This window comes from Stenotrophomonas maltophilia group sp. Smal13 (assembly GCF_030236855.1).
Taxonomy (GTDB): Bacteria; Pseudomonadota; Gammaproteobacteria; order Xanthomonadales; family Xanthomonadaceae; genus Stenotrophomonas; species Stenotrophomonas maltophilia_A.
Map to the genome: position 1 here is coordinate 1 of NZ_JASJSQ010000099.1, position 18,115 is coordinate 18,115.

At 68.5% G+C, this 18,115-nt stretch carries 13 protein-coding genes; 7 read left to right on the plus strand and 6 right to left on the minus strand.

All coding sequences use genetic code 11. The features are described 5' to 3' along the window. Positions 1-265 precede the first annotated feature (265 nt). From QRO95_RS21870 to QRO95_RS21900, 7 genes are read left to right on the plus strand one after another with little or no spacing between them, the layout of a single operon-like run. Positions 266-1,462, plus strand: a complete 1,197-nt coding sequence (locus QRO95_RS21870) for an MFS transporter (RefSeq protein ID WP_032129990.1) — start codon at positions 266-268, stop codon at positions 1,460-1,462. Beyond that, entirely contained in the window at positions 1,459-2,652 is a 1,194-nt protein-coding gene (locus tag QRO95_RS21875) for an isochorismate synthase MenF (RefSeq protein ID WP_285303473.1), read from the plus strand. The genes QRO95_RS21870 and QRO95_RS21875 overlap by 4 nt, the downstream gene beginning before the upstream one ends. Then, complete coding sequence (locus tag QRO95_RS21880) at positions 2,649-4,301, plus strand: (2,3-dihydroxybenzoyl)adenylate synthase (RefSeq protein ID WP_285303474.1); 1,653 nt, start codon at positions 2,649-2,651, stop codon at positions 4,299-4,301. The genes QRO95_RS21875 and QRO95_RS21880 overlap by 4 nt, the downstream gene beginning before the upstream one ends. After that, positions 4,301-4,933 carry an isochorismatase family protein gene (locus QRO95_RS21885; protein ID WP_032129987.1) on the plus strand — a complete coding sequence of 211 codons (633 nt, stop codon included), beginning with the start codon at positions 4,301-4,303 and terminating at the stop codon, positions 4,931-4,933. The genes QRO95_RS21880 and QRO95_RS21885 overlap by 1 nt, the downstream gene beginning before the upstream one ends. Further along, positions 4,933-5,190: a phosphopantetheine-binding protein gene (locus QRO95_RS21890; RefSeq protein ID WP_049462779.1), complete on the plus strand. Its 258-nt coding sequence runs from the start codon at positions 4,933-4,935 to the stop codon at positions 5,188-5,190. Before QRO95_RS21885 ends, QRO95_RS21890 begins: the two co-directional genes overlap by 1 nt. Continuing rightward, complete coding sequence (locus QRO95_RS21895; RefSeq protein ID WP_285303475.1) at positions 5,187-9,077, plus strand: enterobactin synthase subunit F; 3,891 nt, start codon at positions 5,187-5,189, stop codon at positions 9,075-9,077. The genes QRO95_RS21890 and QRO95_RS21895 overlap by 4 nt, the downstream gene beginning before the upstream one ends. Next, on the plus strand, positions 9,068-9,826 hold the full coding sequence (locus QRO95_RS21900) for a 2,3-dihydro-2,3-dihydroxybenzoate dehydrogenase (protein ID WP_285303476.1): 759 nt from the start codon (positions 9,068-9,070) through the stop codon (positions 9,824-9,826). Before QRO95_RS21895 ends, QRO95_RS21900 begins: the two co-directional genes overlap by 10 nt. A 113-nt stretch (positions 9,827-9,939) precedes the next feature. Here QRO95_RS21900 and QRO95_RS21905 read toward each other — a convergent pair whose 3' ends face one another. The 6 genes from QRO95_RS21905 to QRO95_RS21930 form a co-directional block, all read right to left on the minus strand. Next, the gene (locus QRO95_RS21905) at positions 9,940-11,397 is read right to left on the minus strand and encodes an esterase-like activity of phytase family protein (protein WP_285303477.1); all 1,458 of its coding nucleotides are present in this window, start codon (positions 11,395-11,397) and stop codon (positions 9,940-9,942) included. Positions 11,398-11,418: 21 nt separating this feature from the next. Continuing rightward, on the minus strand, positions 11,419-13,737 hold the full coding sequence (locus tag QRO95_RS21910; protein WP_285303478.1) for a TonB-dependent receptor: 2,319 nt from the start codon (positions 13,735-13,737) through the stop codon (positions 11,419-11,421). 312 nt (positions 13,738-14,049) lie between these two features. Beyond that, positions 14,050-14,499: a DUF2894 domain-containing protein gene (locus QRO95_RS21915; protein ID WP_329913325.1), complete on the minus strand. Its 450-nt coding sequence runs from the start codon at positions 14,497-14,499 to the stop codon at positions 14,050-14,052. Further along, a complete protein-coding gene (locus QRO95_RS21920; protein ID WP_088026228.1) occupies positions 14,417-15,055 on the minus strand; it encodes an OmpA family protein in 639 nt (212 codons plus the stop codon). Before QRO95_RS21920 ends, QRO95_RS21915 begins: the two co-directional genes overlap by 83 nt. Continuing rightward, positions 15,052-17,316, minus strand: coding sequence for a DUF802 domain-containing protein (locus QRO95_RS21925; RefSeq protein WP_285303479.1), 2,265 nt, complete (start codon positions 17,314-17,316; stop codon positions 15,052-15,054). Before QRO95_RS21925 ends, QRO95_RS21920 begins: the two co-directional genes overlap by 4 nt. A 10-nt stretch (positions 17,317-17,326) precedes the next feature. Continuing rightward, positions 17,327-17,980, minus strand: a complete 654-nt coding sequence (locus tag QRO95_RS21930) for a DUF3348 family protein (RefSeq protein ID WP_121503478.1) — start codon at positions 17,978-17,980, stop codon at positions 17,327-17,329. Positions 17,981-18,115: the final 135 nt, after the last annotated feature.

Here is an 18,115-nt window from a genome sequence, read left to right on the forward strand (position 1 = left end):
TGGTGGGCCAGTGCCCTGGCCCTGCTGGCGGCGATCCCGCCGCTGGTGACGCTGCCGCTGGAGTGGTGGTTCAAGCGCCGTGGTCTGCTGGGCCTGCGTGCAATGCGCTGAACCCACTGTTGCATGCCCATTCAAGAGAATGGGTATCAAATGCAAATACGAGCCGTTATCATTTAAGGATGGCGTCGGGCCCTGAGCAGGACTGATGCCGGGCGGGGGCGTACAGACGCGCCCGGCCATCCTTTCCTGTTACGGCTGGTGTTTCATGCACGCACGTCCCGTCGTTCCCGGCTTGCCGGCGCTGGTGTTGGCTGCCCTGATCGGCACCATGGCGATGATGTCCTTCGTCGCCGTGATCGGCCCGGTGGTCCGCATGCTCGGTTTGTCCGAGTGGCATGCCGGCCTCTCGGTCACCGCCGCCGGTGTGTTGTGGATGCTGGCCGCGCGCCCGTGGGGCCAGCTCAGCGACCGCATCGGCCGCAAGCGCGTGCTGATGCTGGCGATGAGTGCCTACACCGTGGTCTACATCGCGCTGGCGGTGTTCATCGACGTGGCCCTGCAGGCGGTGCCGCCTGTGTTGGTATCGGTGCTCGTGCTGGTCGGTGCGCGTGGCCTGATCGGCCTGTTCTACGCCGCGGTGCCTCCTACCGCTGCCGCGCTGATCGCCGACAAGGCACCGACCGGGCAGCGTGCGAAATTCCTCGCCCGCCTGGGCAGCGCCAACGCGCTGGGCATGGTGCTTGGCCCGGCCGCCGCTGGCTGGCTGGCCTATACGAATCTGTCGCTGGCGCTGTATGTGGCCGCACTGTTGCCGCTGCTTGCGCTGGCATTGCTGGCCTGGCGGCTGCCGGCCACGCCGCCGGTGGAGAGCGCTTCTGCGCAACGCCGCCAGCCGATGAGCCGTCTCGACCCGCGCCTGCGCCTGCCACAGCTGGCGGCGTTCATCGCCATGGTCTCGGTGACCATCGCGCAGGTGACGGTCGGCTTCTTCGCAATCGACCGCCTCGGCCTGGATGCAGCGGCGGGCGCGCGCATGGCCGGCATTGCACTCACGGCGGTCGGCGTCGGCCTGATCCTGGCGCAGGCGCTGGTGATGAAGCTGGAGGTACATCCACGCCGCTGGATCGTCCTCGGCGCGCTCATTTCCGGCATCGGCTTCGCTTCGGTGGCGGGCGTGCAGCAGGCCTGGCAGTTGCCGGCGGCGTACGCGCTGGCCGCGTTCGGCATGGGTTTCGTATTCCCCTCGTTCCAGGCGCTGGCCGCCGATGCGGTGGAGGCGCACGAGCAGGGCGCCGCGGCCGGCACGGTGGCGGCCGCGCAGGGGCTGGGCATGGTGGCCGGGCCGATGCTCGGCACGCTGTTGTATCGCGGCGGGCCAAGCCTGCCTTACCTGCTGGTCGGCGCGCTGCTGCTGTTGCTGTGCGCGCTGGCCGCAGCGCATCGGATGAAGGAGACCCCATGAACGATTCCCTGATGCAGGGCGCGTGGCCGGAGGCTGCGCCAGCGCCGCAGGAGAACACCGACGACGCGTCGCTGTTCCTGCTGCAGCATGCGGGCCAGCACGTGCACGCACGCGGGTGCCGCGCCGCGCTGCCGGTCGGTGCACTGGCGACGCTGGCAGAGCGCGTTTCGGAGTTCTTTGCCCAGCAGCGTGGCGGCCCGGGGCTGCTGGTCGGCGCGGTGCCGTTCGAACCGCGTGCGGACGATGCGTTGTACCAGCCCGAGCGCCTGTTGCCTGCGCTGGCATTGCAACCGCAGGCCGCACCGCCGCTGGACGGCGCCCTGCGGGCCGAGCCTGCGCCACAGGACTATGCGTCAGCGGTTGCCGCGGCGGTGCAGGTCCTGCGTGCGCCCGAGCAGAACCTGCACAAGGTGGTGCTGGCGCGCAGCCTGTTGGCACGCACCCGCCAGGCGCTGTCGCCGGACGTGCTGCTGGCGCGCCTGGGCGCGGATCCGTCGGTGGCGACCTACGCGGTGCCGTTGCCGGTGGAGCTGGGCCAGGCGCCGGCGTGGCTGGTGGGGGCAACCCCGGAACTGCTGCTGCGCAAGCGCGGTGCCGAACTGCTGTCGCATCCGCTCGCCGGTTCAGCACGCCGCAGCGCCGATGCTGCCGAGGACGAGCGTGCCGCGCAGGCGCTGCTGGCCTCGACCAAGGACCATGACGAGCATCGCCATGTGGTGGACGCCATCGTCGAGGGCCTGGCACCGTACTGCAGCCACATCGATGCACAGCCACGGCCGGTGCTGCATGCCACCGCCAGCATGTGGCACCTGGGCACCCGGATCCATGCCACCCTGAAGGATCCGCAGACGTCTGCCGCCGAACTGCTGGCACAGCTGCACCCCACGCCGGCGGTCTGCGGTACGCCGCGGCTGGCGGCACTGCAGCGCATCCGCGAACTGGAACCGGTGCCGCGCGGCTTCTACGCCGGCGCCGTGGGCTGGCTGGATGCGCAGGGTGACGGCGACTGGTACGTGGCGATCCGCTGCGCACGCCTGCAGGGCACGCAGCTGCGCCTGTATGCCGGTGCCGGCATCGTCGCCGAATCGGAACCCGAGGCCGAGGTGGCCGAAACCGCGGCGAAGTTCGCTGCCCTGTTGAACGCGCTGGGTGTCCAGGAATCCGCGCCCGTCATCGAGCCTGCCGCATGACTACCTCCACTGATTCCTCCCGCCTGCCACTGCAGCAGGTGTGGCCTGATGAACTGATGGCGCGCTATCGCGAGGCCGGCCACTGGCGGGGCGAGACCTTCCCGGCGTTCCTGCGCGAGCGCGCGGAACGCTATGCGGATGACATCGCGGTGGTCGCCGGTGATATCCGCCTGAGCTACGCGCAGCTGTGGCATGAGGCCGGACGCATCGGCGCGGGCCTGCTGGCACTCGGCCTGCAGCCCGGTGAGCGGGTGCTGGTGCAGCTGGGCAACACCGCCGGCTTCATCACTACGATCTGTGGCCTGTTCCGGGCCGGACTGGTGCCGGTGTACGCACTGCCTGCGCATCGCATCACCGAGCTGGTGCACTTCGCGAACAAGGCCGAGGCCAGTGCCTACATCACTGCCGACCTGCACGATGGCTTTGATCATCGCGGACTGGCGCGGGCGCTGCAGGCCGAGGTGCCGGCGCTGCGCCACGTGGTCATCGATGGCGATGCGGCGGAGTTCACCGCGCTGCAGGCGCTGCAGGGCGATCGCAGCGAGCTGCCGGCCGACCCGGACCCGCAGTCGGTGGCGTTCCTGCAGATCTCCGGTGGCAGCACCGGCCTGTCCAAGCTGATCCCGCGCACGCACGACGACTACATCTACTCGTTCCGCGCCAGCAATGACCTCTGCGGCATCGACCGCGACAGCGTCTACCTGGTCGCGCTGCCGGCCGCGCACAACTTCCCGATGAGTTCGCCCGGCTTCTTCGGTGCGCTGTATGCCGGCGCCCGCGTGGTGCTCAGCCCCGGTCCCGGCCCGGATGCGGCCTTCCCGCTGATCGCCCGCGAACAGGTGACCTGCTGCGGACTGGTGCCGCCGCTGGCGCTGCTGTGGGCGCAGTCGGCGGCAACCACTCCGCACGATCTGTCCAGCCTGCAGGTACTGCAGGTGGGCGGCGCCAAGCTGGTGCCGGAAGCTGCGCGGCGCGTGATCGACGGCCTGGGCTGCACCTTGCAGCAGGTGTTCGGCATGGCCGAGGGCCTGGTCAACTACACTCGCCTGGATGATCCGGAGGAACTGATCGTGGCCTGCCAGGGCCGTCCGATCAGTCCGGACGACGAAGTGCGCGTGGTCGATGACCACGACCAGCCGGTGGCCGAAGGCGAAGTGGGCCATCTGCTGACCCGTGGCCCGTACACCATCCGTGGCTATCACAACGATGCGGTGGCCAACGCGCGCTCGTTCACCGACGACGGTTTCTACCGAACCGGTGACCGCGTGCAGCAGCTGGCCGGTGGCTATCTGGTGGTGCAGGGCCGCGCCGGTGACCACATCAACCGCGCGGGCGAGAAGATCTCCGCCGAGGAGATTGAAGATCACCTGCTGGCCCACCCCGGCGTGTTCGACGCCGCCGTGGTCTCCATTCCTGACGAGTATCTCGGTGAGCGCAGCTGCGCGTTCGTGATCCAGCAGGGGGAGCCGATCAAGGCGCCGGCACTGAAAGCCTGGATGCGTACGCGCGGCCTGGCGGCGTTCAAGGTGCCGGACCAGGTCGTGTTCGTCGACAGTTTCGATACCACCGCGGTCGGCAAGATCAGCCGCCGCGAACTGCGCGCGCAGCTGCGTGCGCGTCATCTGCAACAGACAGGAGGAACGCGCTGATGGCGCTGCCCCGTATCACCGATTACCCCTTGCCGACCGCCGCCGAACTGCCGCAGGCCCGTGGCCCGTGGCGCCCGCAGCGTGATCGTATTGCGCTGCTGGTGCATGACATGCAGCGCTACTTCCTGGCGGCATTCGACGCCGGTAGTACGCCGCTGCGGCCGGCGGTGGACAATATCGTGCGCCTGCTGGCGCATTGCCGCGCGCACGGCATTCCCGTGTTCTACACCGCCCAGCATGGCGACCAGGATCGCCGTGACCGTGGCCTGCAGGCCGATCTGTGGGGGCCCGGAATGCGCCGCAGCGCCGACCATGAACCGATCATCGAGGCGCTGGCACCGCAGCCGGGTGAGCATGTGCTGGTGAAGCACCGCTACAGCGCGTTCCAGCGCAGCAACCTGGAAACGCTGATGCGGGTGCGCGGCCGTGACCAGTTGCTGGTGACCGGCGTGTACGCCCATATCGGCTGCACCGCGACCGTGGTGGAGGCGTTCCAGCGTGACATCGAGGCCTTCATCGCCGCCGATGCGGTGGCGGACTTTTCGCGTGCCGATCACGATCAGGCGCTGCACTGGATCGCACGCACCTGTGGCGTGCCGATGACCACCGATCAGTTGCTGGAGGTGCTGTGATGGCTGCCACGGGTGATGCGCTGGATCTGGAGCGGATGCGTGCCGACGTTGCGCGGGTGCTGGAGTGCACGCCGGCAGAGATCGGTGACGACGACAACCTGATCGACCTGGACCTGGACTCGATGCGCATGCTCGGCCTGGTCCTGGCCTGGGGCAACACCGGGTTGCCGCTGGAGTTCTCGCAGCTGGCCGAGCACACCACGCTGCGCCAGTGGTGGGGTGTGGTGCAGAAACTGCAGGCCGCGCAGAACGCATGAACGCCGCTGTGCTGGCCACGCCGGTGGCACTGACCGAGGCCCAGGCCGGACTGTGGTTCGCGCAGCGGCTGGCACCGGACAATCCGTCGTTCAATACCGCGCATGCGGTGTGGATCGAGGGTGCGCTGGACGTGGCCGCGTTCGTCGCCGCGGCAGACCAGGCTGCGGGCGAAGCCCAGGCATTCGCATTGCGCTTTGCGGAAGGGACCGATGGTCAGCCGCTGCAGTGGCATGACCCGGCACATGTGCCGCTGCTGTCGGTGCGCGATCTAGCGGGCGAGGTCGACCCGGCATCGGCGGCGCGTGCCCTGATGCAGGCCGACCGGCTCAGCGCGGTCGATCCGACCCGCGACCGCATAAGCCAGCAGGTGTTGTTCGATCTGGGTGGCCAGCGCTGGGTCTGGTACCTGCGCGTGCATCATCTGGCGGCCGATGGCTATGGCATGGCGCTGTTCACTGATCGTGTTTGCGCGTTGTACGCGGGGCGTACGGGTGAGCCACTACCAGCGCTGGCTGGCGTGCTGGCCGATGATGCCGCGTATCGTGCCGATCCGCGGCGCGAGCAGGCCGGGCAGTGGTGGCGCGGGCAGATGCAGGGCGCGCCGGCGGGCGCGGGCCTGGCCGGTACGCTCGCGGCCAGTGACGACGCGCTGCGCTGGGTGCAGCCGCTCGATGCTGCATTCCGTGAGCAGCTGCTGCAGGCATCGGTGCGTTGGCTGCGGCCCTGGCCGGATGTGCTGGCCGCGTTGTCGGCCGAGTACCTGCGGCGGATGAGCGCCGCCGATGAAGTGGTGCTGGGGGTGCCCTACATGGGGCGGCTCGGCAACGCATCGGCGCGGGTGCCGGCGATGGTGATGAATGTGCTGCCGCTGCGGGTGGCGGCCGGCGAGGGCAGTGTCGAGGCGTTTACCCGGGCATTGGGCCGGCAGCTCAGCCAGGGCCGCAAGCACGGCCGCTACCGTGGCGAGCAGTTGCGCCGCGACCTGGGCCTGGTGGGTGCGCAGCAGCGCCTGCACGGTCCGCTGGTGAATGTGCAGCCGTTCTACAAGCCACTGGCACTGAACGGCGTGCGGGCGACGCTGGAAGTGCTGTGCACCGGGCCGGTGGATGATCTGACGCTGGGCTTCCGTGGCGACGGCCAGCACCTGCTGGATCTGGAGATCGAGGCCAATCCCGCGTTGTACAGTCGGGACGATGTGGAGGCGCACGCGACGCGGTTGCTGCATTTCGTGTCGGCGGCGCTGGAGGCCGGAGACATCGCGGCGGTGCCGCTGGCCTCCGCCGTAGAAGCGCAGCAGGTGGTGCATGGTTTCAATGCCACCGCGCATGCGCTGCCACAGACTACGTTGGTTGAACTGCTGCAGCAGGGCATGGACCGTGATCCGCACGCGCCTGCGCTGGTGTTCGGCGACACTACGCTGGACTACGCAACGCTGGAAGCGCGGAGTTTCGCGCTGGCGGCACAACTGCGTGCGATGGAGGTCGGTCCGGGCAGTGTGGTGGCGGTGGCATTGCCGCGCTCGCTGGAACTGGTGATCGCGCTGGTGGCGGTGCTGCGTGCGGGTGCCGCCTACCTGCCGCTGGACCTTGCCCATCCCGATGAGCGCCTCGCGCGCATTCTCTCCTCGGCGCAGCCGGCGTGCGTACTGGCTGCGGCAGAGGTATCGGCGCGCATGGACGGCGTGCCGGTGCTTGCCCCCGACCAATGGACCGCGCTGAGTTTCGCAGCACCGTGGGCCGATCCGGCGCCCAGCGATGCAGCCTATGTGATCTATACCTCCGGTTCGACCGGCGAGCCGAAGGGCGTGGTCATCGAGCACCGTGCCATCGTCAATCGCCTGCTGTGGATGCGCGAGCACTACGGCATCCGTTCCGATGACCGTGTTCTGCAGAAGACCCCGGCCACGTTCGATGTCTCGGTCTGGGAATTCTTCCTGCCGCTGCTGTGCGGCGCGACGCTGGTGGTGGCGGGTCCGGACGCGCATCGTGATCCGACCGAGCTGGCACGGCTGATCCGCGCGCATGGCATCACCACGGCGCATTTCGTGCCGTCGATGCTCGATGCCTTCCTCGCCGCACCAGCCTCCGAGGGCCTGCAGCTGCGCCGTGTGTTCACCAGTGGCGAAGCGCTGGACGCATCGCTGCGCGATCGTTTCCATGGGCGCGTGCAGGCCGAACTGCACAACCTGTATGGCCCGACCGAAGCGGCCGTGGACGTGAGCTACTGGCCGGCGTCTGCGCAGGACCACTCACGGCCGGTACCGATCGGCTTCCCGGTCTGGAACACCCGCCTGTACGTGCTGGACGCGCGGATGCAGCCGCTGCCGGTGGGTGTGCCGGGCGATCTGTATCTGGGCGGCGTGCAGCTGGCGCGTGGCTATCTCGGCCGCGATGACCTGACCGCCGAACGTTTCCTGGCCGATCCCTTCCTACGAGGGGAGCGCATCTACCGCACTGGCGACGTGGGGCGTTGGCGGAGCGACGGCGCAGTCGAATACCTGGGCCGCAGCGACCACCAGGTGAAGCTGCGCGGCCTGCGCATCGAGCTGGGCGAGATCGAGGCGGCACTGCGCGAGCTGCCGGGCATGGAGCGCGTGGAAGTGCTGCTGCGCCAGGACACGCCGGGCGATGCCCGACTGGTGGCCTATGTGCCAGCGGCGCTTGCTGATGCCGTGATGCTGCGCAGCCACCTGACCACGCGCGTGCCGGACTACATGGTGCCGTCGGCGTTCGTTGGCGTGGATCAGTGGCCGGTGACCGCCAACGGCAAGCTCGACCGCAACGCGTTGCCGAAGCCGCCGCAGAGCGAGATTTCCGGACTGGCGCCGCGCACGCCGCTGGAACAGGAGCTGGCGGTGCTGTTCGCCCAGGCGCTTAGGAGTGAGGCGCCGGTGGCGGTGGATGCGGACTTCTTCAGTCTCGGCGGTGACTCGCTGTCGGCGGTGCACCTGTTGCTGGCGATCGAGCAGCGCTGGCGCTGCGATCTGGGTCTGGGGGCCTTGTTTGCCCAGCCCACCGTGGCCGCGCTGGCGGTTCGTATCGCCGAGCCACCCGCGCTGGCCGATCACGCGCTGGGCCCGGTGATCTCGTTGGCTGCCACTGATGCTGACGGACCCACTCCGTTGTTCGTGCTGCACCCGGCCGGTGGCATCGCCTGGAACTACCGGACGCTGGCGCGCGCCCTGCAGCCGGCACGCCCGGTATATGGCCTGCAGTCGCCCGCGCTGGATCCGAAGCAACCGTTGCCGTCCAGCATCGAAGCCATGGCCAATGACTATGTGCAGCGGGTGGTCACGCTGCAATCGAAGGGACCGGTGCATCTGCTGGGCTGGTCGGTGGGCGGCATCCTCGCCCAGGCGATGGCGGTGCGCCTGCATGAAATCGGCCGTGAAGTCGGTGAACTGGTGCTGCTCGACGCCTACCCCAGCGAATGCTGGCGGGCTGAGCCGGAACCCGATGCCATCGCCGCATTGCGCGCACTGCTGGCGATTGCCGGCCATGACCCGGATGCACATCCGGAGCTGGACAGCCGTGAACGCATTCTCGGCTTCCTGCGTCGCGGTGGTAGTGCGCTCGGCAGCCTGCCGGATGTAGTGCTCGATGGCGTGGTGCGTGCGGTGACCGGCACCAACCGGTTGATCCGCGAACACATCCACCAACCGTTCGACGGCACGCTGGTGCACGTGCGCGCTGGCCGGGATCATCAGGCGCGGCCGCAGCTGCAGTCGGCATTGTGGCGCACGCACGCGCGCAAGGTGCAGGCGCTGGAGCTGCCGTTCCTGCACGCCGAGCTGACCGGCCGCGATGCGGTGGCGCAGCTGGCACCGTGGTTGTCGGCGCGCCTGCGCCACTGGGATGAGCAACAGGAGATTGCAACATGCAGTTGACCGGCTTTGAAGGTCGCGTGGCACTGGTGACCGGCGCCGCCGGCGGCATCGGCGAGGCCCTGGTACGGCTGTTGGCCGAGGCCGGCTGCACGGTCGTGGCAACCGATCGCGAGGCGCCCGTGGTAGTGGATGCACGTGTGCAGGCGTTTGCGCTCGACGTGACCGACAGCGCGGCGGTGGACGCCCTGGTGGATCGTGTGGAAGCCAGCATTGGGCCGATCGGCCTCGCCGCAAGCGTGGCGGGTGTTCTGCATGTGGGAGCTGTTGCGGAGACCACGGATGCCGATTGGCGCCGGGTGTTCGCAGTCAACGCCGATGGCGTGTTCCATGTCGGGCGTGCGCTGGCGCGGGTGATGTCACCGCGAGGCCAAGGCGCGATCGTCACCGTCAGTTCGAATGCCGCCGGCGTGCCGCGGCACGGCATGGCCGCCTATGCCGCGTCCAAGGCCGCCGCCACGATGTTCACCCGCTGCCTCGGGCTGGAGCTGGCGCCGCTGGGCATCCGCTGCAATATCGTCGCCCCGGGTTCAACGCTGACCCCGATGCAGACCGGCATGTGGCAGGACGAGCATGGCGCAGAGCGAGTTATCGCCGGCAACCTGGAGACGTACAAGGCCGGCATCCCGCTGCGCAAGCTGGCCACCCCGGAAGACATCGCGCACTCGGTGATGTTCCTGCTCTCCGAGCAGGCCGGGCATGTGGCAATGAGCGACCTGTACGTCGACGGCGGCGCCACCCTGCGCGGCTGAGCTTTGTAGAGTCGAGCCATGCTCGACTGCCTTGCGGCATGAGTCGAGCATGGCTCGACTCTACAGGGTGTATCGGGTTGATCCGGTAGCGCCGGGCCATGCCCCGCGACGTCTCAGGGCAGGGTCAGTCGGTAGACCAGCACGCGGTTGTCGTTGTCGTACGCGCTGTCGCAGGATTGGCCCTGCATGCGGCAGTGGCGGGCGATGAAGTCGTTGTCGTTGCCGATCAGCAACAGCACGTCGTTCGGATGCTGCGGGTCCAGCGCTGGCAGTACGTCCATGGCTTCCCACTTTTCCGAGAGCAGCCCGGCATGCGGGCCGCGCTTGGTGTTCAGGTCAAGGCCGGCACGCGCCAGCTGCGGGCGGTCGAGCAGGTTCAGCAGTTCGTCGCTGCGTGCGGGCACGATGCCGTCCTTCAACACGGTGCCCGCCGGGTCGGCCAGCACCGAGGCCGTACCGGACTCATAGTTGCTTCCTGCCAGGTTGCTGGCATCGGCCACATCCACCAGCAGCACCGACTTGTAGACGATCGGGTGATCGCCGTCCTTGCCCAGACCGTTGCCATCGCGGGCCAGCAGCAGGAAGCGGTGGGCATCCAGTGCACGCAGCTCGCTCTGCGCGGCGGTACGGTCCAGCTTGCCCTTGCCGTCGTGTGCATAGGCGGGCAGGGCCATCACGTAATGGCCGATCGGTTGCTGCGGCGTCGGCGAGGCCGTCACGTCGTAGACCAGCACGCGGGTGTTGATGCGCCCGGCCGCGTTGCCTTTTGCGCTGTCCTGCAGCGTCGCGCTCTGAAGGGCCACGAACAGGCGGGTACCGTCGGGGGACAGGCCCATGCCTTCCACGCCCTGGTTGTTGCGGCGCCCAGTCTGCGGCGCCGCCAGCGAACCGAAGGCGGGCTTGCCATCGCGCTGCGGACGGATCGCCGGCGGCGCCATGATCACGCCCTGCAGCTGGCCCTGTGCATCGAAGTAGTAGACGTTGGCGGTGTACTCATCGCCGATGTAGAAGTGGCCATCGGCGGTGAACTGCAGCGACTCCGCATCCAGCGAGACCTTGCCCGCGCCTGCGCCGCTGGCCGGTGAGGGCAGCACCACATCGCGCTGGGTGATCGTGTGCTCACCCGGGTCGGCACCGGTGAACGGCTGCCCCTTGAAATCCTTAAGTACCACGCCCTTGTCGGGCACCATGCTCAGCGTGCCAAGCGCAGGCTTGCCCGGGGTAACGTCGATGCGCAGCTGCATGCGCTCCACGCGACCGGCGTAGTCGTAGAACAGGCCGGCCTCGGGATCATTACGACCGCGGTCGGGGAGGGTCCAGAGCACGCCTTCGTAGCCGCTGGCGGTGCGCTTCCAGGTGCCGGGCTGCACCGCCAGCGACGAAAACGAGCCCAGCGTATCGCCGAGGAAGTCCACCGTGCCCGCGGGCAACCGTCCGGCAGCGACCAGGCCCTTGTCCACATAGGTACGACCGCCCAGCTGCAGGGTGCGCGGTGGTGCACCCGTTGCCTCATGCGGAGCGGAGTATCCGCTGGCGGAGAGGGTGGCCAGCAGCAGGGCGGTCGTGAGCATCAGTGGACTCCGGGCGGAAGATCAGAAGCGAAGGTCGATCGTACCGAACACCTGGCGCGGTGCCGAGGCATGGAACACGTACAGCTTGCCGGCCGGGTCGCTGGGTGCGAACACGCTCGAATCCAGGTTGCTGGCGTAGCGCTTGTTGGTCAGGTTGGTCACGTTGAACGACAGGCGCATGCCCTTGGCGAAGCCGACCTGCCCGAAGTCATAGCCACCGGCCAGATCGAATACGGTGAAGCCACCGAAGCCCTGGTCGTTGGTGTAGGTGTAGAAGCGCTCGCCGGTGTACTTGCCACGCAGGCTGGCGAACCAGCCGTTGTCGCGCCAGGTGATCTCGGTGGCCAGCAGCTGCTTGGGCGTGTCGGTCTGGATCCTGCCCTTGATCTGCTGCTCGACACCGGCCTGCACGTAGTTGGAGGCATAGGTCGAACGGTTCAGCGAGGCCGAGGTGTACCAGCTGAAGTGCTCGTTCGGGGTCCACAGCACGGTCAGCTCGGCACCGCGGCTGTCGACGCCGCCGACGTTGTAGAAGCGGTTGCCGCAGGTCGGGCCCACCGGCTGGCGCGAGTCACAGGGGTTGTACTGCAGCAGGCGGTTGTCGAAGCGCACGCTGTAGGCCGCGATCGAGGCCTGCAGGGTATCGGTGACGAAGCGGTAGCCGGCTTCCAGCGAGCGTGACTCCTCCGGCTTCAGGTTGCCCTGAGCGTTCCAGGTCGCCTGGCTGACCGCCTGCGGGCCCAGCTTGAAGCCGCCCTGGAACATGGCGATGTTCTCGGCGTAGCTGGCGAAGATCTCGTGGTGCTCGGTCAGGCGGAAGTTGGCGCCGATGCTGGGCAGGAAGTTCTTGCTGGCCTTCAGCGAACCGGTGGCGAACTGGTTGTTCGAGGTCGGCGAGATCGGCGTCTTCGCGTCGCTCGGCAGTGCCTGTGCATGAGAGGTGGCGTGCGGGCTCTTGGCGCCGAACTCCAGGGTCAGGCGGTCATCAAGCAGGCGCCAGGTGTCCTTCAGGAAGAACTGATGGGTCTTCCAGCGCGTGCGCTGGGCGAACACGCCGACGTCGGAGGGCAGGGTGTTCATGCCACTCAGGTCGCGCGGCCCATCCACGGCGGTCTGGTAGCGCTCGGCGCTGCTGGTGTTGCGCTCGTACCAGACGCCGCCTTCGATGCGGTGCGCGCCCAGCTCCCAGTCGAACGACAGCGTGCCGCCATCGCGGTCGATGGTGTAGATGGTGTTGCGGAAGATGATCGGGATCTCCTGCGCGGTGCCCTTGTTCGACCACGCGCCGCTGTTCCAGTTGTGGCCTTCGCCGCGGTCATCGTGGTGGTAGGCCAGGGCGCGCAGGCTGAAGCCATCGGCCAGGAAGAAGTCGCCGGCCAGGTAGTACAGGTTGTCGTCGCGCAGGATCTGCCCGGCGGTGAAGGCACCATCGGCATCCTTGTCCGGGCCGCTGCTGTCGCACTTCTTCGCATTGAAGCTGGCGGTGTTGCAGTAGGCCTTGGCCACCGCCTTGTTCCAGTCCGGCGCGTAGCCGCCCCAGTCCCAGCCCAGGCCGCGCGACATCTCGTCCTTGGACAGGTAGAAGTAGTCCGCCTGGGTGGTGCGCGAGGTATCGACGAAACCGGTGATCTGGCCGCGGCCAAAGTTCCACACGCCCTTGGCGTTGAACTGCTTGGTGGTGGATTTGTTGTAGGCGGTCTGGTCGTTCCACAGATCGGAGACGGCATTCATGCCGGAAACGTAGCCGGAGAAGCCGTTGTACTCGCCGCTGTCCACGCGCACGAAGGTGCGGCGGTTGGCATCGCTGCCGAAGGTCTGCACCACGCGGCCACCCAACTCCTGGGCTGGGTGGTCAGAGGTATACGAGATGGTGCCGCCGAGGTTGCTGGTGGACGGCGTACCGAGGCTGCCGATGCCCACCGCCAGTTCCGCGCCGGCCATGTTCTCGCTGATCAGCGCACGGTTGATGGTCAGGCCGTTGTAGTTGTTGTACGCGCCGTCGCCCAGCGGCACGCCGTCGAGCGTGTAACCGAGACGGGTGGAGTTGAAGCCGCGCAGGCTCAGTGTCATCGACTGCTCGTTGGTGCCCAGCGCATCGGCCGACTGCGCGTTGACGCCAGGCAGTAGATTGAGCGTCTTCTGCAGGCTGGTGCCCGGCGGCAGGATGTCGAGGTTCTCGCGGGTGATGCGCTGCACCTGGCGCGCTTCACCGCTGCCGATCACCGAAACCGCATCGAGATCGGTGGCGGACGTGCTAGTGGAGGTCGGGGCAGCATCCTGCGCCCAGGCCGCGGGAGCGAGCGCGATCGACAGCGCAGCGGCCAACAAAGTCTTCGTCATGTTACGGACACTCAGGCAGGCACGAGCCACCGCACGGGCGCGGAGCTCATGGAGTTCAAAAGGGGAGACAAGCGATGCGACCGGTGGCGCTGCAGGCGCCGTGGATCAACGTGAAAATGGTGCGCTAGACAGATGACTGTCTGGTGACACCGCTACACGCGTGCATGCCGACGCGTGCATTGGTAGATGCCAACCTTGGTTGGCATGCGCGGCATCGTTGGTGGAGCACCAACCAAGGTTGGCGTCTACCAGGAGCGCGGAACAGGATTGTCGTATCCAGGGGGGCCGAACGAGGTCGGCATCAACGCGCGATCAACCCGCGTTGCGCGGCTTGCGCGTGCGCTTTGGCTTCGCGGTATCGCCGCCGCTGGCGGCGCCATCCTGCAGCGCCTGCAGCCAGGACAGGGTGTCCACGTAGTCGATGAAGTGGCGCAGGTAACCGGGGCTGGTCGCCTGCATCGTATCGAGCATGCGTTGCACCAGCACCGCCGAGTTCAGCGGGCCGCCGTCGGCGGGGGCTTCGGTGCGCAGCGAGCGGCGCACCTGCAGTTCGCTGCGCAGTTCCGACCACTCGCGCTGCACCTGCTGCAGCATCGGCACCTGCGGGTAATGCGGCAGCGAGCGCGACCCCGCATCGAGGTCGCGCACCAGTGCGCGCAGGCCTTCCAGTGCGGGCGGCTTACTTGGCATCCGGGGCCTTGGGCTTGGCAATCGGCGCGATTTCCACGCGCCGGTTGCGCGCGCGGCCGTCTTCGCTGGCATTGGAGCTGACCGGCTGCTCGCTGCCGAACGCGGCGGCGAACACCGCGTCGGCCGGTACGCCATCGGCGATCAGGGTGCGGGTCACGGTCAGCGACCGCTGCGCCGACAACTCCCAGTTGTCGGCGAAACGGCGGTTGCCTTCGCGCACCGGCGCGTCATCGGTGAAGCCGCTGACCATCAGGATTTCTTCGCGGCTGCCCAGGTAGGCGGCCAGCGGTGCGGCCAGGCTGCGCAGCAGCTCCTGGCCTTCCGGCTGCAGCTGGTCGGAGTTCAGCGCGAACAGCACGCTGCCACTGATGCCGATGCGTCCATCGACCAGGGTCACGCGACCGGCGGCCAGCGGGCCGGCCAGCGCCTGTTCCAGCGTCTGCAGTCGCTTGGCTTCGGCCTGGCGCTGCTTCACTTCCTGGTCCAGCCGCTGCGACAGCTCCAGCTGCACGGCGACCACACCGACCAGTATCAGCACGAACGCGCCCAGCAGCACCGACATCAGGTCGCCAAAGGCGGCCCAGATCGGGGCGTGCGAACCGCCGTCGACCTCCAGCTCGTCGCTCATGCGCTGCCGGCCTTGCCGCGGCGCGCGGCCAGCTGCTGCAGTTCTTCCATCACCTGCTTCTGCGACAGCAGGCTGAGGTCGACCACCTCGCGCGCCTGCGCCACGTAGTAGGCCAGCTGCTCGTCGCTGCGCGCCAGCGAGGCATCCAGTGCGCCGCCGATCTGTTCCAGACGGCCGGACAGCTCGGTGGAAGCGCTGCCGAACTGCGCAACCGCGTCGCCGAAGGCGCCAGCCAGCTGGCCGACGTCACCGGCGCTGCCGCTGAGCGCTGCGGCGATGCCATCCAGCTTGCCGGTCTCGGCGGCGATATGGTCGGTGAAGCGGTTGCCGACGCGTTCCAGCAGCTCGGCCGAACCACCGACCAGCGCGTCCACGGCGGTGCGCTGTTCGTGCGAGGCATGGTTGATCGCATCGAGCAGGGTCTGCACGGTGGCCAGCAGCCGGCCGCGTTCTTCCAGCATCGCGTTGTCGCGCACCAGGCTCTCGGAGAGCGTACTGCGCAGCTCGTTGATGACGTCGGCGGCGGCCTTCGGTGCAGCGGCCGCGGTCTGCAGCAGGGTGGACACTTCCGCCAGCGTGGCGCTGGCCTGGGCGCGGCCGTTCTCGCCGATCTGCTGTGCGGTGGCCGCCAGCGTGTCGCAGACCTGCTGCTGCTGCGCGGCCAGGCGTTCACCGTTGGCGTGTAGGCGCTCGGCCAGATCGGCGGAAACGTGCTGCAGGGCATCGCTCCAGCGCTGCAGGCGCTGTTCGTCGCCGGCCTGCAGCTGGGCCTGCAGCGCGGCGTGGGCCTGCTGCAGTTCGGCACTGACCGCATCCCAGCGTGCCTGGCGCTGCTGCTCGCGGCTGTCCAGGCGGGCCTGCAGTTCGGCGTGCGCGGTGGCGGCGGCGGCCTGCGCGGCCTGCCACTGCTGCGAGCGCTGCTCTTCATGATCCTGCAGCAGCGCCTGGCTGGCGCTGTGATGCTGTTCCAGTGCCTGCAGCAGCGCCTGCGCACGCGCGTCCAGGTGCTCGCTGGCGGCCAGCAAGGCCTGCTGCTGGCGTTCGACCAGCGCGGTATTCAATGCCTGCTGCTGTTCGGCAGCGGCGCGCCAGGCCTCGGCATTGCCGCTGGCATCGGCATGCAGGCGCTCGCCGATGCGTGTCACCAGTGCTTCGGCCTGCGTGCCCTGGCCATCGCTGAAGGCCTGCAGGTGCTGACGCAGATCACTGACCAGTGCCTGCTGTGTCTGGCTCTGTTCACTCAACGCCTTGGCCCAGCTGGCCTCGGTCGCCACGCGGCTGCGCTCGAAGCCTTCGCTCAGGCCAGACAACTGCTGCTGCACCGCCTGTTCGACACGGGCATGCAGCGCCTCACCATGGTGGGCCAGTCCGGCCAGGGTGGTCTCGGCCATCGGCTGCAGCGCGCCACCGATGGCGGCGGCGCTGGCCTCGGCACCCTCGCGCAGCGACTGCTGCAGCGAGACGGCCAGGCGTTCCTGCAGCGCCTGGCTCTGGGTCAGGAACTCGGCCTGGCCGGCCAGCAGGCGCTCATTGGCGGCCGCACTGTGCTGTTCGAAGGTGCTGGTCATCGCCTGCAGGCGGTCGACCAGCGCCGGCAGCGCGGCGGACTGTGCCTGCAGCAGTCGCAGCGACTCGGCGCGCTGCCAGGCCTGCGAGTACGGGTGCAGGTCGCCGGCAATGGCACGGTCCAGCTGCTGCACGGCCTGCAGGCGGTCACGGCGCAGCAGCGCCGCCAGCAGGCCGAGCATGGCCGAACTGGCAACACCGGCGATCGAGGTGCCGAACGCCACCGCCAAGCCCTGCACCGGCGAGGCCAGCGAGCCGCGGATGGCGGCCATGTCGGTCGCGCTCTGCAGGGCCAGGCCAGTGCCGCGCAGCGTGTCCATCATGCCGAGCAGGGTGCCGAGCATGCCCAGCAGCACCAGCAGTCCAACCAGATAGGGGGTCAGCACCGGCGCGGGCAGGGCGGTGCGCTCGCCTTCCACGCGCAGGCGCACGGCGTTGCGCAGGCCCATCGGCACGCGCTCCAGCCAGGGGGCAAGGCTTTCCTTCGCGCTGGAGAGATCGCTCAGCGCGCTACGCAGGCCGTTGCTGGCCTGCCGATAGCGGTACAGCTCCACGCCACCGGCGATGTAGCAGGCCGCGATGATCGCCGCCACCGCTGCACCCAGCGGATGCACCGAAACGTAGCCAATGCCGATCCAGCACACGGCCAGCAGGCCGACAAGGAAAACAACGACATGGAAAGCAGTTCTGGACATGGTGTTCCGGTCAGTGGGAGCGCAGGGCGTCTTGCAGCCCTTCGATCGGGTGGAAGCGCAGCTGCAGCTCGGCAAGCAGCAGGATGCGCATGTCATGGCGGAAGGCCGCGCGCCAGCCGGGCTGGCCGTGCACGCGTTCAAAACGGGCGCCGAGCACCGCCGGCGCGGTGGCCAGCAGGCTGTGCTCGCGCGGGGTGAGGGTCTGTTCCATCACCGCATCGACCTCGGCCAGCCGTGCCAGCTCGGGTGAAACCTGCACCAGCTGGTCGCGCAGGCGGCCGCGCAGGCGCCCGGTGGCGGTCTGGATGGCCTGCTGCAGTACCCGGTAGCGCTGGCGCAGCGAGGCGAAGTTAGGTGCGGCGGCGGCTTCGGCCAGGTCCAGCAGGCGCTCGGCCTCGGCATCCTCACTGATCGAGGCCAGCAGGCTGGCATGGGCCTGGGCGCAGTCGTCCAGCACATCCCAGGCCGCTTCGGTGGCCTCACCCGGCTCGGGCAGGCGTCCGCCGAGCGCCCCGGACAGGGCCACGGCACGGCTCCAGTCCACCCATTGGCCGAGGCGATCGGTCAGGGCGGGACTGCTGGCCGGCATCGCGCCGTCGCTGAGACGGGCGAGCAGGCGGAGGAATTCCGGTCCACCCAGGACCGGCTGCGCTGCTTTCGCCATCAAGGGGTGAGGGGCCAAAAACCGTTGATTTTACAACCAGATGACCCGGCCTGGATGAAGGCGGGGCGGGGGGAGGGGACCCGCAGGCGCGACAAGGCTTAGAATGACCGGCTGCACCCATCCCGTGCGATCCTT

Coding starts and splice junctions, on each gene's coding strand:
- QRO95_RS21870 (WP_032129990.1), top strand. CDS start 266: ATGCACGCACGTCCCGTCGTTCCCGGCTTGCCGGCGCTGGTGTTGGCT.
- QRO95_RS21875 (WP_285303473.1), top strand. CDS start 1,459: ATGAACGATTCCCTGATGCAGGGCGCGTGGCCGGAGGCTGCGCCAGCG.
- QRO95_RS21880 (WP_285303474.1), top strand. CDS start 2,649: ATGACTACCTCCACTGATTCCTCCCGCCTGCCACTGCAGCAGGTGTGG.
- QRO95_RS21885 (WP_032129987.1), top strand. CDS start 4,301: ATGGCGCTGCCCCGTATCACCGATTACCCCTTGCCGACCGCCGCCGAA.
- QRO95_RS21890 (WP_049462779.1), top strand. CDS start 4,933: ATGGCTGCCACGGGTGATGCGCTGGATCTGGAGCGGATGCGTGCCGAC.
- QRO95_RS21895 (WP_285303475.1), top strand. CDS start 5,187: ATGAACGCCGCTGTGCTGGCCACGCCGGTGGCACTGACCGAGGCCCAG.
- QRO95_RS21900 (WP_285303476.1), top strand. CDS start 9,068: ATGCAGTTGACCGGCTTTGAAGGTCGCGTGGCACTGGTGACCGGCGCC.
- QRO95_RS21905 (WP_285303477.1), bottom strand. CDS start 11,397: ATGCTCACGACCGCCCTGCTGCTGGCCACCCTCTCCGCCAGCGGATAC.
- QRO95_RS21910 (WP_285303478.1), bottom strand. CDS start 13,737: ATGACGAAGACTTTGTTGGCCGCTGCGCTGTCGATCGCGCTCGCTCCC.
- QRO95_RS21915 (WP_329913325.1), bottom strand. CDS start 14,499: ATGCCAGCGAAGACGGCCGCGCGCGCAACCGGCGCGTGGAAATCGCGC.
- QRO95_RS21920 (WP_088026228.1), bottom strand. CDS start 15,055: ATGAGCGACGAGCTGGAGGTCGACGGCGGTTCGCACGCCCCGATCTGG.
- QRO95_RS21925 (WP_285303479.1), bottom strand. CDS start 17,316: ATGTCCAGAACTGCTTTCCATGTCGTTGTTTTCCTTGTCGGCCTGCTG.
- QRO95_RS21930 (WP_121503478.1), bottom strand. CDS start 17,980: ATGGCGAAAGCAGCGCAGCCGGTCCTGGGTGGACCGGAATTCCTCCGC.